This is a genomic window from Candidatus Chlorohelix sp., assembly GCF_037138995.1.
Taxonomy (GTDB): Bacteria; Chloroflexota; Chloroflexia; order Chloroheliales; family Chloroheliaceae; genus Chlorohelix.
Genome location: NZ_JBAXHI010000002.1, coordinates 83748 through 98667, shown reverse-complemented (window position 1 = coordinate 98667; position 14920 = coordinate 83748). Strand labels below are relative to the sequence as shown.

The 14920-nt window shown below is 43.7% G+C and carries 10 protein-coding genes; 2 read left to right on the top strand and 8 right to left on the bottom strand.

Going from position 1 to position 14920, the window contains the following annotated elements; translation table 11 throughout:
- Nucleotides 1-49: 49 nt before the first annotated feature.
- A complete protein-coding gene (locus WCK19_RS01585) occupies nt 50-1006 on the bottom strand; it encodes an aldo/keto reductase (RefSeq protein ID WP_342395595.1) in 957 nt (318 codons plus the stop codon).
- Between the two features lie 311 nt (nt 1007-1317).
- Between WCK19_RS01585 and WCK19_RS01580 the strand changes: the two genes are divergently transcribed.
- Nucleotides 1318-4317, top strand: coding sequence for a DEAD/DEAH box helicase (locus WCK19_RS01580; protein ID WP_342395594.1), 3000 nt, complete (start codon nt 1318-1320; stop codon nt 4315-4317).
- Here the strand turns inward: WCK19_RS01580 and WCK19_RS01575 are convergent.
- The 4 genes from WCK19_RS01575 to WCK19_RS01560 form a co-directional block, all read right to left on the bottom strand.
- A complete protein-coding gene (locus WCK19_RS01575; RefSeq protein WP_342395593.1) occupies nt 4314-6317 on the bottom strand; it encodes an ATP-binding protein in 2004 nt (667 codons plus the stop codon). The genes WCK19_RS01580 and WCK19_RS01575 overlap by 4 nt on opposite strands.
- 11 nt (nt 6318-6328) lie before the next feature.
- Nucleotides 6329-7267: an ABC transporter ATP-binding protein gene (locus WCK19_RS01570; protein ID WP_342395592.1), complete on the bottom strand. Its 939-nt coding sequence runs from the start codon at nt 7265-7267 to the stop codon at nt 6329-6331.
- Nucleotides 7268-7326: 59 nt separating this feature from the next.
- Nucleotides 7327-7827, bottom strand: coding sequence for an HNH endonuclease (locus WCK19_RS01565; protein WP_342395591.1), 501 nt, complete (start codon nt 7825-7827; stop codon nt 7327-7329).
- 265 nt (nt 7828-8092) lie between these two features.
- Nucleotides 8093-9862, bottom strand: a complete 1770-nt coding sequence (locus tag WCK19_RS01560; RefSeq protein ID WP_342395590.1) for a CapA family protein — start codon at nt 9860-9862, stop codon at nt 8093-8095.
- 265 nt (nt 9863-10127) lie between these two features.
- On the opposite strand from WCK19_RS01560, the gene WCK19_RS01555 reads away from it, so the two are divergent.
- The gene (locus WCK19_RS01555) at nt 10128-11234 is read left to right on the top strand and encodes a Crp/Fnr family transcriptional regulator (protein ID WP_342395589.1); all 1107 of its coding nucleotides are present in this window, start codon (nt 10128-10130) and stop codon (nt 11232-11234) included.
- Nucleotides 11235-11295: 61 nt separating this feature from the next.
- Here WCK19_RS01555 and WCK19_RS01550 read toward each other — a convergent pair whose 3' ends face one another.
- From WCK19_RS01550 to tyrS, 3 genes are all read right to left on the bottom strand, one after another.
- Nucleotides 11296-12219: a CobW family GTP-binding protein gene (locus tag WCK19_RS01550; RefSeq protein ID WP_342395588.1), complete on the bottom strand. Its 924-nt coding sequence runs from the start codon at nt 12217-12219 to the stop codon at nt 11296-11298.
- Nucleotides 12220-12224: 5 nt separating this feature from the next.
- Nucleotides 12225-12656, bottom strand: a complete 432-nt coding sequence (locus WCK19_RS01545; RefSeq protein WP_342395587.1) for a ribonuclease HI family protein — start codon at nt 12654-12656, stop codon at nt 12225-12227.
- 111 nt (nt 12657-12767) lie between these two features.
- On the bottom strand, nt 12768-14732 hold the full coding sequence (tyrS, locus tag WCK19_RS01540) for a tyrosine--tRNA ligase (protein ID WP_342395586.1): 1965 nt from the start codon (nt 14730-14732) through the stop codon (nt 12768-12770).
- Between the last annotated feature and the right edge of the window lie 188 nt (nt 14733-14920).

The window sequence follows — 14920 nt, the reverse complement described above, 5'->3', positions numbered from 1 at the left end:
CCTTTCTTGTAACTGAATTGGCGAGTAAAAAAGCGCATTTGGAAAAAGCTTATTTCCAAGAACTGGCAGCATCGAGTTCTGCTATTGCTTCTTTTTCCAGCTTAAGCGAAACTGCGCCCATCAACTCACGGGTTTGCTCAACAGAGGTCGCGCTGGCAATGGGGGCAGTAATTACAGGACGCGCCAATAGCCACGCCAACGCAATTTGAGAATGAGTGGCATTGTGGCTTTCCGCTATTTTATCCATCTTTTCCAATAAGCCAAAGCCCTTTTCGTTCATATAACGAGCCTGTATGTTGAGGGCGCGAGGAGTTTTGGGCAAATCTTTTGCGGGGCGATATTTCCCGGTCAAGAAGCCGCTTGCTAATGAAGAATAGTTGATAACCCCAATTTGCTGGTCAAGGCAAAGCGGTTCCAATTCGCGCTCAAACTCTGCTCGGTTCATCAGGTGATAAACAGGTTGCAAGCAATCATACCGGACGAACTCATGTTTATCGCTCTCCCAAAGCGCACGGGTTAAACGCCAAGAGGAATAATTGGAAGCCCCGATATAGCGCACCTTACCCTGTGTTACCAAATCATCATAGGCACGCAAGGTTTCATTGAGGGGCGTATCAGCATCATCAATATGCGATTGGTAAAGGTCTATGTAATCGGTTTGGAGGCGTTTTAAAGATTCTTCCACCGCTTCCACAATACGTCTTCTGGAAAGACCGCGCCGGTTAGGGTCTTTACCCATTGGACTGCCAACTTTTGTAGCAATGACGAGCGCATCCCGATTATTGCGGGCTTTCATCCAGTTACCCAGAATAACTTCGGACTCACCTCCGCTATTACCCGGCGCCCACGCCGAATAAACATCAGCAGTATCTATAAAGTTACCACCTTCTTCTAGGTAAGTATCAAGTACCTTGAAGGAAGTTGCTTCATCAATCGTCCAGCCAAAAACATTTCCGCCAAAGCAAATAGGCGCAACCTTTAACCCGGTGCGTCCCAGTTTTCGCATTTCCAAGTCGGTTATCCTTTCATTTATATTAGAATGAGCATTTATGGCAGTTTGTATTCTAGCAGATTTAAGCTGAAAGGATACTCATTTCTTCAGAAGGGAAATAGATCCCATCTCTAATGACCTTACAGTAAACCTAGCATTACTTTAAATTTACACACTTGCTGTATCTCTTTGCGAGAAGTTTGAGCTAACCGCATTTTCCCTGCCGAAATCCCCATTTCACTTTACATTTACCTTGTGAAGCATTATTATCATGCTTTGAAGTAATAAAAAAGGAGACTTAATAAAGTCCGTGATAAGAGGATAACTTGGACGTAGAAAGTGAAGAGATGATAGCGCAATTTCGGAAGCGTTATCCTTTCCCCCTTGACCCATTTCAGGAAGAGGCGATTCGGGCGCTGGCAGTAGGCGAATCGGTAATGGTAACTGCCCCTACTGGTACTGGAAAAACAGTTGTTGCCGAGTTTGGTATTTTTCGGGCATACACTCAACGTAAACGTGTTTTCTATACCACCCCTATAAAAGCCCTCAGCAATCAAAAATTCAAAGACTTGCGTGAACAATATGGAGATGCAGTTGGGCTGCTGACCGGCGATATTATTGAGAATCCCGGTGGTCACATTATTGTAATGACTACTGAAGTGATGCGTAACATGTTATTGCAATCACCTTCGGAATTTACTCATACTACTTGCGTGGTATTTGATGAAATACATTATCTTGCAGATAGCGAACGTGGTACAACTTGGGAAGAGTCTATTATCCTCTGTCCTAAAAATATTCAATTGGTTTGTTTATCCGCCACAATTAGCAATGCTCAGGAAGTAGCAAGCTGGATAAGCCAAACTCACCGACCCACTCGGTTGATAAGTCATACCAAACGGAGTATTCCGCTTGCACTGTATTACTTTCTCGATGGCAAGCTAAATCAAATCATTAATAATGAAGGCAAAAAGGTTGTTGACTTCAAAGGTGTAGGTGGAGAAGCCAAACGCGGATTCCGCAACCGACTCCGTGAATTGCGAGACCCAGAAACGGATGAGCGCAAACGTGAGCGCCCAGAACCTACCCAACGTGACATAGTTGAAGCCCTAGAACAGGGCGGAATGTTGCCCGCAATTTATTTCATGTTCAGTCGTAACGATTGCGAAGTAGCTGCCGAATTGGTAGCGTTAAATCGGCATAGCTCCTCCCGTGACCCCAAAACTCTAGCGCAAATTGATGAAGTATGTACACGTTATCTCAATTATTTGGATGAAGAAGACCGAAAAATCCAACAGGTTAAAACTATCATAACGCTGGTAAGGCGTGGTTTTGGTTTTCATCATGCGGGGTTGTTGCCGATTTTAAAGCAATTGGTAGAGGAATTATTCAGCAAAGGCTTGATGAATGTGGTATTTGCTACCGATACGCTGGCATTAGGGGTTAATATGCCCGCAAAAACGGTAGTTATTGGCAGGTTAACAAAATTTGACGGGCAAACTAGACGACCGCTTATTCCTAACGAATTTCAGCAAATGGCAGGTCGCGCCGGTAGGCGTGGACTCGATGTGCAGGGACATGTGGTAGTACCATACAGCCCATGGATTACATTTGAAGAAACGATTCTAATCGCCACCGGACCGCTATTACCGGTGGAAAGCGCCTTTTCTGTACGCTACAACTCGGTATTAAATCTGTATGACCCCCCCTCCGGTGAGCGCATTTTGCAAATTCTACGCAATAGCCTGATGGAATTTCAGCAGAGCAGACGTTTACGGGAATTAGCGTTGGAAGTGCAACATACTCAAAAAACTTATGATTTGGCAAAGGTCGGCTGCCTTAGTGGTTTACCCGAAGGCGAAGAACTATTGCATGAATATGACAGCCTTGGACACAAAATTCAGGAAAACCGTAATGAGGAAAGAAGGGCGATAGAAGAAGAAATCCGGTTAAGGAAAAAGCTAGATGAAACTCCATGGCATCGCCCAATGCGGGAAACACTGCGCCAAATTTTCCGCACTCTCCCACCGGGTACATTGATTCATTGTGAGCAAAATGGTTGGGGCATCTACATAGGGCGAAGCAGCGAAGGCGGGATTGGATTATTCATATTCGGGGATAAAACCGTCAAACTGGACGAATACCGCACAATTGATTATTTGCCGCCAGAACGTTTCCAAATTACCTTACCAGATTCTCTTTTGAAAATCGAACGTTCGGATTTTAGTATAACCGAATGTGCGACTGCTGAGGAACTGAACGCTATTAGCGAGCAATTGCGCCAAATCGCCCTGCCCGATTTAGCAACATGGTTACGAGAAGCACGACAGGAAGCCTCAAATAAATACACCCCCACCCTTATAAAAGTTCAGAATCGCGCTCAGCAAACTAAAGAGTTAAGCCTAGAATTAAAAGAGCAAGAACAAAAACACCCTTGCCATAGTTGCGATGTGCGAAAAAAACACCGCTCACTGCAAAAAGATTCGGCGCGGTTATTGCTAGCACGCGATGAAGCGCAAAAACTTTACGATGAGCGCAAGCATTATGAGGAAGGTAGGCTGCGGGGAACGCTTAATGGGTTAATTTCAGTTCTCAAACGCTTTAATTTTATAGATAAGGAAGGCTATCCCTCAGAGAAAAGTTTGTGGCTAAGGGATGTATTTGATACCAATGGCTTAATAATAATCGAGATGGTTAGTCGAGGTTGGCTGGAAGGGCTACAGCCGCAAGATTTGGCTGAAGTTTTTAGCTGGTTCGCCTACGACCGGGATTTTGAATTTCTTAATCGCTTTGTACTTTCGAGACCTTTAAATGAATTGCGTAAAAAACTCGATGAGCTTGAACGAGAAATCTTTGCCGTTGAGCGTCAGAATGAACTGCAAATCACGAATGGTTATAATATTTACTACTTTGGGGCAGCAAGAGCTTGGTGCAGAGGCGTTAGCCTTTCCAGCATTTTGGAAAAAATGCAATTGGCAGAAGGCGATATTATCATCACCTTTAACAAAACTCTTGACTTGATGCGGCAGGTACAGGATATGCTGCGGATGCACGATCCGAACAACAATCTAATACCAGTGCTTTCAGAAGCACGGCATATGATGAGAAGGGGTGTAGTTGAGCAAATCTATAATGTCGGCTTTGGAGTGGTAAAAGAGGAACTAGAAACTCTAACTGAAGAGCAACAACCTAAACAAGATAATAGCGTTGAAGCTCAAACCAAGCTTATGCAACTTCTTGATGAGGAGGACGAAGAAACCGATGAAGTACCGGTTGATAATAGCGCCCGCCGTCGCTTTTCCCGCAAGCGTAACCGCCGGACTTAGTGGAGCGATGGTAACATTATAAAAAAGGTGGAGCCAACACAGGGCTTACTGTTAACCCATAAATGCCCGTTATGCAGTTCAATCAATTTCTTGGTAAGAGCTAAGCCCAAGCCGCTGCCTCGCTGAACAATTTCGGGGGGATTTTTAGTTCGGTAAAAGGGCTCAAAAATACCAGGCAAATCTTCTTCATCAATACCGATTCCGAAGTCGCGGATAGCCACCATAAACCATGCGCTTTGAGTAACAGATGATAGAGAAGGTTTGGGTAAATTGGCTGAATTCTCAAAATAGTCGCCTAACAAACAAGATACACTTATTTCTACCGACTTGCTTTTGTCGCTGAATTTAAGAGCATTACTAATCAATCTATTTAGGGCATCCCCAAGTTTTTCTTTATCGGCATGGATATTGGTTTCAGACGCTTTGATATTATTCAGATTAACTTTAATTTCACGCCCATCATGTGAAGATAAAACAAGCTCAATAACGCTCTGTAGCAATGAATAAAGATTAAATTGGTTTCGGTTAAGTTCAAGCGCCCCTGCCTCAATTTTTGAGATATTCAGCATGCTGTCAATAATTTTGCTTACCCGCATACTTTCCTGATATATATTGCCAATCCATTTACTACGTAATTCAGGTTTAACATCACGATTTAAAAGCAACTCGGCGAAACCAACTATCCCGGTCATAGGAGTTCGTAATTCGTGACTAGCAGTAGCTACAAACTGGCTTCTAAGGTTTTGCGCTCGCTTTTGCGCGGTAATGTTTTCAATAAGCAAGCCCCAAGCCATCACTTCTTGGCGAGCATCATAAATCGGGAAGGTAATAAGTTTCAACTCTACCCCAAATGGCTCACGCATACTGATTTCAAATTCATGATTCTTCTCAGGCGCTGACATTACTTTTTTGACCCACAGCCTGAAGCTTTCGACATTATTTATTAATGCCTCGTATTCGTCCACAATCCTTTCAAAAGACTTGCCAACAAAATCTATGCTACTACGGCTTATTCGATTGGCTAAACGCCTACTTATCAAAATGATATTGCCGTCAATCCTTATTACCAGTATCCCTTCCCTAATATCGTTTACGATAGCATCCAATCGGCTGCGTTCCATCTCAAGATTTTGAAGTAATTCTTTTTGAATTCGTTCAGCCTCAATACGAGGACCAATATCCCGAAAGACACTAACCACCATTGATACTTGACCATCATTGTTTATTATCGGTACGGAAACCATATTCAGAGCTACCTTAGAACCATCGGAACGTTGCCAGATAAGCGCACCCTCAACTGTGCGTTTTTCTAGCCGCGCACGAGGGGCAGGTAGGTCATAGTGGTCAAGATATTGTCCATCCAGCCCATAAGGGATAAGTCTTCTGTCATCGAGACCGGGGTCTCTGGCAATGTAATCTCTATCCACACCCATCAAACGGTAAGCTTCAGGATTCATCCAAATAATATTGCGGTTCAAATCCGATAACATTACACCGTCTTTGATATTGTTAAAAATAATTTCAAATTCTCGCGCTCTTTCATAATCCGCTGAAGCAGTATCCTGACTGTGTTTTCGGCTTTGAACTTCATTGGTAGTATCAAAAAAATAAAGCGTTAACCCGGCAATCTGCTCCAAATTATCGGGAGAGGCATATGGAAAGATATGTATAGATAAATAAAGAGGGTTGGGGTCTTGACTATGTTGAGGAATATTATAAGAAAGGTCGCGAAATACCAACGGTTCTTTAGTTTGATAAACGTAATCCAATGCTTCAACAATAGATTCAGTACCAGAATGATAATCATATATTTCAGCAATAGTATGCCCGATAATCTGCTCTGGCGTTCTCCAATAGATTATATTGAAGTATCTTTCGTTTCCAACCAAAACCTTATGACTGGAACCGCCAGTTGCAATCATTCCGATAGGAGCATGCATTACGAGTGCTTGCAAAGACAGGAAATCTAATTGTGTAGTAGGTTTGGACGAATTAATCATCTAGTTGTGTTTTAATGTGTTAAATTCAAATATACATCTTCAAGGGTTGCCGTCTGTTCTTCTACATACTGAATTTCTGCGCCAAGTTCAACAAGGCGTTTTACCAGTTGTGGATTCTGGTTATCAGGGTCATCGAGCGATATATATATATTATAAACGTTTTCTGGATTAATATTATTAGATTCCAGTTCTACCTGCTGAACAAATGGCAATTTGCTAATTTCTGACTGTAGTTCGGTAACTTCTGAGCGCAATTGTACCCGAACTCTTCGAGAATTGACCCCAAAGCGACGACGCAGGTTTCTGGGAGAATCGACTTGAATCAAACGGTTCTTGAAAATGCCAATACGTTCGCAAAGCTTGTCCGCCTCATCCATGTTATGGGTAGATAGAAAAATCGTCCGCTTTGTATTCTTTAAAGTAACAATCGCATCACGTACAGTTCTGGCGGATTCGGCATCCAACCCGGCAGTTGGCTCATCCAGAAACAAAATTTGCGGACGATGCAGCAATGCCCTACCAATAGCCAGTTTTTGCTTCATTCCCTTACTAAAGGTAATAACTTGGTCATTCCGCCTGTTCCATAAGGATAGCCATTCAAGCGCTTCCTGTACACGTTGTCGCGCTTCAGATTTCGATAGGGTGTACAATTCGGCATAGAAAAGCATATTATCTAAGGCAGATAATTGCTCGTACAAACCGGGCGTTTCGGTAAGCAACCCTATAGAAGCGCGTACTTTATCGTTTTGTTTGCCTAGTTCAAATCCGTTAACCCATGCTTTACCGCCACTTGGAGCGATTAAACCGGAAAGCAACCGAATAGTAGTAGTTTTTCCAGCACCGTTAGGTCCTAGAAAACCAAATATTTCACCAGATGCTACCTCAATCGTCAGGTTTTCGACAGCATTTACGCTGCCGAATCGCTTGGAAAGTCGTTCGGTCTTAATCATAGAGTTTTAGGAATTAGCGGACTATAAACAGAACAAGTTACAACCCGCCGATCAAGTTATCAGGTTCTTATATATCTAGCCCAAGTCTCATTACCTTTTGCCTGACCCAACAAAACTACTGTAATATATGCCGGTTTTGCTGGAGCAACCCTAGGAAACATTTTTGCTTCAGCCGGTAACTTGTTACCCTTTTTCCGATTGCAGTTTACACAGGCAGCCACAACATTTGTCCACTCGGTTTTACCACCACGCGACTTGGGTAAAACATGATCAATTGTAAGCTGATTATCCACAATCCCACAGTATTGGCAAGTATAGTTATCACGAGAGAGAAGGCTGCGTCTGGAAAGAGGAAGGTTAAAAAAACGAGGAACGGGGACATACGTCACGAGACGAATTACCAGAGGATAAGGGAAAGAGGCTCTTTCCGCTCTTAGCTTCTGCTCTACACTCGCCTCAATTACTTCGGCTTTTTCCTTTAGAAGCAGTACGACCGCTCGCCTTAAAGAGACAAAACTGATAGGCTCATAGGTAGCATTCAGGACCAAAACCTTGCTCATTGGCTATCCTTCTTGACTCAGCGCGCCTACAAGTGGCAGTTGCATCGCGTTGTAATCACTATACCGGCAAGCCTTACAATGACTGCCGGCTTTCTAATGAAGTATCCCATTTTTTAAGAGCTGTAGATTGGGCAATTCATTTGAGTTGCCCCTATATATTGTATGAGTCCAAGTAGTTATTGTCAATATCAAGTTGCGCGGAGAGCTTACCCATTTGCTTTCGTTTTTTCAACTGCACTACTTTATTCTTTGCTTAGTTCCCATTTTAAAACAGATTCTTACACTGTGATTCTACTCCAGCAGACTCCTTGCCTAACAAACCAAGCTGGACGCTATACAGAGGGTTAGGGTTGAGAGTTGTGACGGGCGTAGTTTCAAAACGCGCTCGCTCAAAATACTGCACGGTTTTTATCAAGCCTGTTTCGGAGTCGGTTTCTTGTAATTCTCCACTGATGGGATAGCCAAATACTACCAACCCTCCGTACTTTTGGTAAAAATCCCGAAATAGTTCGCTTGCGATTTCACTCTCCGATAATCTTTCAACTTCTGTGAGCCTGTATTTTTCTTTGTAAACCTGAGTTCCAAGTTGTGTACCGATTACCCGGAAGGGCCAGTTTGTAGTAGGCTGTAGTTCCAAACGTTGCCGTTCGGTATAAAGCACATAGGTATATTGGCTGCAATCTCCGGATAGCTCACGCTTTATATTACTCAATGGTAAACCTAGTATAGCTACCGACTCCTGTAATGAGCGAGTGTAAGCATTACCTAAAGTGGTATAGTAACGGTAAAAATCCCCGCCAATAGTGTTGTCTGGTATTTCAGGGAAAGAAAGTGTAGGACACACTTCTAACCTATTGGGAAGCGGGAAGTCCGGGAATTGACGCAAGCCGGTTGGGTCACGCAGTAACTCCCGAACATGAGCAGCGCTTCGTTGGTCGCTCTCCGCCAGAAATGGAGCGGTGCGCGTTTCCCCATCGGTCATCTTAATCGGCAAATAACGGTAGCCAGTAAGTTGTACCTTGCCATCATTGTGGCGCACAAAACCCACATAAAGAATTACCGAAGTGTTGGTAAATTTTTCCTGTTGGTTCCAGCTTTGCGCTGCCAGAAAATTCGCCAGTGAATAAATTACCAATGTGTTGCGATTGCCAGTTTCAATAATATCAAGCGGTTGTAGGGTGTGTGGTTGCGAACCCAGAATAACATCTGCGCCTGCCGCTGCCATTTGCTTTGCGCCTTCTATCTGATATTCTTCAGGATAAAAGTTATACTCCTGACCCCAGTGTGCGGCAACTACTACAAAATCAGTTTCATTTCGGGCTTGTGCAATAGCTTCCAACGCCTGTTGGCGAATCTTACCTTGCTGACCGTATTCATTCGTTTCCCACAACAGATTCACTTGATTATACGGATCAGGTATCCCATTTGTACCCCATGTAAAAGAGAGAAAGGCGATTTTTACTTTAACGCCGTTGTGGGAAAGAGTTATAGGTAGGTAAGGTTGGCGCGGTTTTGAGGCATCCTCACCGGAGACAGCACCATGTTGCAAAATCCCGCTGTTTTCAAGCACTTTCAAGGTGGCATCTAATCCACGCAAGCCTTTGTCTAGGATATGGTTATTAGCGGCGCTAACTACTCCAATTCCTGCTCTTTTCAAAGCCGGAGCAATCTGAGGGCTGAAATTAAAGTTTGGGTACTCAGAAAGGGGCGCATCTTCTAGCAACGCCCCATCAAAATTAGTGTAACCTAAATCGGCATTTGCGAGAAAAGGGCGCACCTTATCGAAAAGATAATCATAGCCCAAGGATTCCCCGGCGTGCTGTATTATAAGATGAGGGAAAAAATCACCGGTAGCCGCAATTGTAAAATGAGTGTCGGTAGCGTCACCGCTGCCGCAATTATTGAATGAAGATAACGACATCTGGAAAGGCAAGGCAACCTGCTCAGCGTGGGCATAGCTAAAACAAGGCAATAACAGCAAAAGAAAGGACATTAGAAAGGTATAAAAACAAACAGCTTTCAATTCTGTACGCATTTGTCTAAATATCCTCCATTTTGCATAATGAAATTCTAATATTAATTTAATTTATCACATTGACAGGTTTTTTTCAAAGGGAAATAATTTATACTATATTTTGACCATTCTTTTACATATTTTTACAACTAGTTTTACCTAATAGGTTTATGATACATCTATATTAGATGCTGCCTGAGTGTTTTCGGATTTTGTTCATAGTGTCTCAATCCCCCCATAAGGAGACAATATTTGTTGGGTTGCATAATAGGAAGGGAAGTGACCGATGCCTGAAGATTTATTAAGGGCAATCTGTCAGACACATCCTCTTGTCTATCAAAAATGGGTTATAGCGTTTAAGCGGAATTTGGGCGATTCACTCAACGATTCAGCCACCACAAATCGTCACAATGAGATATGTAAAGAACTACTAATCGCTTTCAGAACGGGAGATGATGAAGCTTTTCTGCGCTTAATCACTCTTGAAGGCAGAGTTTTGGCACGAGCGGGAATTGCTCTACCCGCATTGCTACAATCTTTATCCGAGTTTTTTAACTTGTCTTGGGAAATTCTAAGCGCTACTCCGATATTTGAGAGGAGACCGAGTCTGCTATTGCCTCTGACGGAAAGACTTAACTCACTGCGCAGCCGTGCGCAAACTATATTACTCGATTCCTTTACCGATGAAGAACATGCGATACAGCGCGAACGCACTGCTGAATACGAGCGTACTTTGCGGCACAAGTTGGAAAGCATGACCGTAGAGGAATTAATCAGATCAATTCCATCTTTTAGAGTGGTAAAACATCGTAAAGGACACTTGGTGCTAGAACCGGGAGATTACCAACCGGGTTTGTTCTTCGTGTTAAACGGTAGTGTACGAATTTATGAAATCTTGCAGGATGGGCGTGCTATAAGTCTTTCTATTCTGGGCAAAGGTGATGTATTTGCCAGAACCCAAACCGCCAACACTTATTTTAGAGATGTTTATGCCGAAGCAATGCAGGATTCGGTTGTAGCTTTTATTAAAGAAAAGTCGTTGGAAAACTTAATGGAAACTTCGCCATTATTGGCTTCCTGTGTCATTTCAAGCTTTTCCAACCAATTATCACAATCTCAAAGCCTTATTGAAGGCATACTGGGACGCAGCGTTGCTTTGAGACTAGGCAGGTTATTGTTAAAGCTTGCCGATGGGTTTGGAGTAGAACAGGAAACCGGAAATATTACCATCAATTTAAACCTAACACATCAAGAACTCGCCGATATGCTGGGCAGTAACCGCGTAACGGTAACACGCAAGCTTCTGGAATTGCAGAAGATGTCACTTATCAGTATTGATAACCATACAATATCTATCTTAGACCGCTGTGGTTTGGAAAAACTAGCAGCATAAATTCAGTCTTGAGATAAACAGCCATATATTGAACAAGGGCGCATAAAGCTATGCGCCTTTTTTACGCCTCACACTCTTTTAACCTACATTCTAATTCTTCAAGATTCAGGTTTTGTCCAATGAATACCAAGCGCGGTTGAATTTCATCGCTATCTTCAAGACGTGTTAGCACACGCTGCCCCAAAACATACTGAAGCAGGTACAAATCAACCTCACCGGAAAATTTTACAAAGCCTTTGGCGCGTATGATTTGCAAAGGCATTTGTGATAAAAAAGCTTCAAAGCGTAGTTGGTCTAATGGGCTAGATAGTATGTGTTCCCAAGCATGAAAAGTTAAATGATTATGAGTGGCTTGCTCTTGAGGAACAAAGTTACGGGCAACCCGCTCAAAAATGAGGGCTGGGTCTATTTTGGCGTAGATAGCAGGATAAATGGCAGCATGTGGGTTTAATTTCTTGAGTTCTACCAATGCTTTATCATAAATGTCGCCTTCCAGCAGGTCACATTTGTTAAATATCAAAAGGTCGGCGTACTGAACTTGCCTTTGTACCAGTGGCATGGTTTTGGCATAGTCGTAAAAGCGCAAACCGTCCACTACCGAAACCACCGCGGCAGGGTAAATTCTCCGTAATAAGCCGGGCATTGTAAGCTGATCCAACAAATCCAACACATCTGCCACCCCGCTCGCCTCGATGATAATCAAGTCAAGCTCATAAGCCATTGTCATTTCCAGAATATCAACCACTAACTCTCGGCTTACGGTACAACATGCACACCCGCCGCTGAGTTGCATCATGGTTATCTTATTATTTCCACGCTGGGTTGAGTTTATCAGCAGCGCATCTACATTGACCGCCCCGAAATCGTTTACCAATAAGCCAACTTTCAAGCGCTGCTCGCGACAATATACTAGCAGGTTTTGCAGCAAGGTAGTTTTGCCGCTACCAAGAAATCCTGTTAGCAAATACACTGGTAAACGCTTCATTTTAGTTAATGACCTAACAAGCGCACGCTGTTAGAGCGGTCGTGCCAGTTTAGGGAGGTTGCCTTGAATCGTTTTGATAGTTCCAAAGCTCTGCGATAAAGAGGCTCAAGTTTGGGGTCTTTGACTCTCCACGCGCCCTTTAGCTGTTGAATAACTAGGTTGCTATCTCCCCAAACTCGCAAGCTATAAGCGGAGGGTTGTTTGCCGGCACGCTCAATAGTTTCTACCAAATCGGCTAAGCCACTGATAAGCGCGGTATATTCAGCCTGATTGTTGGTCATATTATCGCCAAACTGAATCCGGCTTTCCAGTCTTTCTTTGCCCTTGCGGGTCTTAAGGTGATAACTACCATAACCCCGACCGGGGTTTGGGTCTGCCCCACCATCGAAGGTGAGAATATAATCATATTCATTTATTTCAGGTATGTTATTGCTCATTAAACTCCAATTTAGTATCTTGCATTACATAACAGAAATCAAAGCGCATGGCACTCAATCCCAATTCTATCGTGCCATTGCCGGATGGGAAAATTACTGCGATTTATTCCATTATAACTTGATTTTCAAAAACTGGCGGTTACCTCGCTGAATTACCATACCATCACAAAGGAGAATACGCGCTTTAGCATCGGTCACTTTTTCGCCGTCTATACGAATACCACCTTCGCTTGCTGTACGCTGTGCGTCCTTATTGCTGGTGGCTAAGCCGTTTTTCACCAACAGTTCTTGCAATACTACTTCGGTAACTCCGGCTTCAGGCGTAAAAATCGGCATATCTTCAGGTAATTCGCGCCGTTGATGCACCTGCTCAAAATCACGTTCCGCTGCTGTGGCTGCCTGAGCGCCATGATATTGCTCGGTCAGAGTGTATGCCAGCTTTTTCTTGAGCAGCATAGGATTTGCGCCCGAATCAAGTTGCTGCTTCAGCGCTTCAAGCTCTTCTAGCGGTACTCTGGTTAGAACCTCAAAGTATTCTAGAATTAGCTCGTCTATAGTGCGAAGCATTTTTGCGTACATATCTTTGGGCGGTTCGCTAATATAAACCCCATTGCCCTGACTGGTACTCATTTTGCGACCATCAGTACCATTTATCATGGCATTGCACATAACGCTCTGTGGTGATTGCCCATAACGCTCTTGCAAGAGCCGTCCCGCCATCATATTAAACAGTTGGTCGGTGCCGCCAATTTCTACATCGGAGTGTATCATTACCGAATCATAGCCCTGTAATACGGGATAAACGATTTCTTGCAAGCTAATAGGCTTTCCAGCATCCCAGCGTTCGCGGAAATTATCACGCTCAATCATTTGGGCAACGGTAAAATTGGTCATGAGGATGATGCCCTCTTTAAAAGGCATATTGCCAAACCAATCGAGATTATTGCGCCATTCTACCTTGCTCTCATCAAGAATCTTGCTAATTTGCTGGCGGTAGGTGCGAGTGTTTTCTGCCACTTGATCGGGTGTAAGCATGGGGCGGGTGCTGGTTTTATCACTGGCATCCCCGATTTGTCCGGTAAATTGCCCTATTATAAGCACAATCTGGTGTCCTAAATCTTGAAACTGGCGCAATTTTTGCAGCGTTACGCTACGCCCGATATGAATAAGCGGGCCAGTAGGGTCAATACCCAACTTAACGCGCAATTGTTTGCCGCTGCGTAACTTGGCTTCCAATTCCTCGCGAGTTACAATTTGCGCCACTCCACGGGTCAGCAACTCATCTATTTTATCGCGTTCTCGTTTAAGTCCGCTAATAATAGTAGGACTACTCATTTTATCGCTCCTGCTCTCGGTGTGAATTTCCCAAAGATAAGATGGCTGCTGCCGATTTACTACAAAAGTTTGGCATTGCGCCCCCAAATGCTCAGACAATAGCTTTGCCAATTCTTCGGCAGCATGGCGCACCTCATCACCGTTCAAACTTTCAAAGCCATCTATCGGAAAGAAAATGTTCTGGCTATTTTCATCAACGCGGGCTTTACGACCCTGCCGCCAAACCCAACGGCGGGTACGTACTTCGGCATCATCCACATATGCGATTTCTCCGGCGGGCAATTTCTCAATCTGCCCTTCATCACCATCCGGCGGGGAAAAAACATCATCACTATGGGAAAGCCTTACCGCCAAATCACCCACCAAACGGTCAATGTCATGCCCACCCATCGGTATAGCGTAACGTAACGAAACCGCATTTGCTATATTGATAGCAGAATTAATCGATGGTAAATCCTGTCCTTTCACCACTCGCCGCAACAACGCTTCTGAGGATGATTGGAAATCACCGGGTTTTATGCCCGCTAACCGAAAAGCTTCTCGCCACCGCGCAATATAGGGATGACTGGCAAGATTAGAAGCATCCTCGTTAAAATGGCTGCGTGCCTCCTGCATAGCTACGAGAAGGAATCGGTAAGATAATTCTTGCACACGTTTATTATCAAGCCCTGCCGCAATTACCCCACCAACAATATAATCAGGAAATTTTTCAAAAACCTGTGCCGCAACGCTGAATCGCATATTTTGCTTACCCTTGTACAAATAAAATTGACCGTAACATATAGAGCTACGGTCTTTAGAAATACTTTTCAAGTTTCATAACAGCAAAAAAACCGTTGAACCTGCCGAAACAAAAGTATATCCTGTTATCGGCAAATACGTCAACCCAATTTATCTGGTGATTGTTGAAACAACCCAGTCGGAACAGC

Bases quoted from the DNA above. Each gene is read 5' to 3' on its own strand.
- WCK19_RS01560 (WP_342395590.1), bottom strand. From the start codon at position 9,862: ATGCGTACAGAATTGAAAGCTGTTTGTTTTTATACCTTTCTAATGTCC.
- tyrS (WP_342395586.1), bottom strand. From the start codon at position 14,732: ATGCGATTCAGCGTTGCGGCACAGGTTTTTGAAAAATTTCCTGATTAT.
- WCK19_RS01545 (WP_342395587.1), bottom strand. From the start codon at position 12,656: ATGAGCAATAACATACCTGAAATAAATGAATATGATTATATTCTCACC.
- WCK19_RS01575 (WP_342395593.1), bottom strand. From the start codon at position 6,317: ATGATTAATTCGTCCAAACCTACTACACAATTAGATTTCCTGTCTTTG.
- WCK19_RS01570 (WP_342395592.1), bottom strand. From the start codon at position 7,267: ATGATTAAGACCGAACGACTTTCCAAGCGATTCGGCAGCGTAAATGCT.
- WCK19_RS01585 (WP_342395595.1), bottom strand. From the start codon at position 1,006: ATGCGAAAACTGGGACGCACCGGGTTAAAGGTTGCGCCTATTTGCTTT.
- WCK19_RS01555 (WP_342395589.1), top strand. From the start codon at position 10,128: ATGCCTGAAGATTTATTAAGGGCAATCTGTCAGACACATCCTCTTGTC.
- WCK19_RS01550 (WP_342395588.1), bottom strand. From the start codon at position 12,219: ATGAAGCGTTTACCAGTGTATTTGCTAACAGGATTTCTTGGTAGCGGC.
- WCK19_RS01565 (WP_342395591.1), bottom strand. From the start codon at position 7,827: ATGAGCAAGGTTTTGGTCCTGAATGCTACCTATGAGCCTATCAGTTTT.